Genomic DNA, 795 nt, shown 5'->3' with positions numbered 1-795 from the left:
TTTCTGTACTGTTGCCACCCGTTTACCTGTCATCAGGTCATGCAGTGCCGCACGGGCAGCGGCAAGTTCTTCCTGTCGCGTCATTCATCCTCTCCGGATAAGGCACGGGCGTAATCTGCCAGTGTTTTCTTGTTGGTTGCTGCACCATCCTCTTCCTGCAGGCTCGCCAGCAGCGCACTGAGATCCAGCTGCCAGCGGGAAATACTGATGCGCAGCGCCGCCAGCGCATAAACGAAGCAGTCGAGTGCCTCATTGCGTCGCTTTTTGCTGTCCCACAGTATTTTTTTCCTGCCATCCACCCATTTTTCGACCTGCTCTTCAGCAGTCAGCTGCTGCGCTTCGGTCAGATCAAAAATATCCGGGTTATTCGGGAAGTGAACGGCACCGGGAAGCGGTTCATCCCCTTCCGGCGTCAGTGTGAAGCGGTTATAAATCTGCTCTTTCGCGGTATCCGTACCGATTTCGGTAAGGTAAACCCCGTTTTTGTTTCGCTTACGTGGCATGCTGGCCACCGGCTTTCCGTAGACGGATGCCCCTTTAATGGGGATCACCCGGAACAGCCCATGTTTTTTCGAGCGTTCATACACAATGGTCGGGTCAATCCCGCCAGTATCCCAGCAGATACGGGATATCGACATTTCTGCACCATTCCGGCGGGTATAGGTTTTATTGATGGCCTCATCCACACGCAGCAGCGTCTGTTCATCGTCGTGGCGGCCCATAATAATCTGCCGGTCAATCAGCCAGCTTTCCTCACCCGGCCCCCATCCCCATACGCGCATTTCGTAGCGGTCC

At 54.8% G+C, this 795-nt stretch carries 2 protein-coding genes; both read right to left on the bottom strand.

Translation table 11 applies throughout. The annotated features are described in order from the left end of the window. Nucleotides 1-84: gpW family head-tail joining protein (gene gpW / locus DF185_RS22950; protein ID WP_242692783.1), on the bottom strand; the 84-nt coding region annotated here is incomplete at its 3' end. Further along, nucleotides 81-795, bottom strand: a 715-nt coding sequence (locus DF185_RS22945; protein ID WP_110364071.1) for a terminase gpA endonuclease subunit, incomplete at its 5' end; no start/stop codon positions are given. The genes gpW and DF185_RS22945, both read right to left, overlap by 4 nt.

This window comes from Marinifilum breve, from assembly GCF_003202155.1.
In the GTDB taxonomy this organism is placed as follows: Bacteria; Bacteroidota; Bacteroidia; order Bacteroidales; family Marinifilaceae; genus Marinifilum; species Marinifilum breve.
This window is presented reverse-complemented; position numbering and strand designations above follow the sequence as displayed.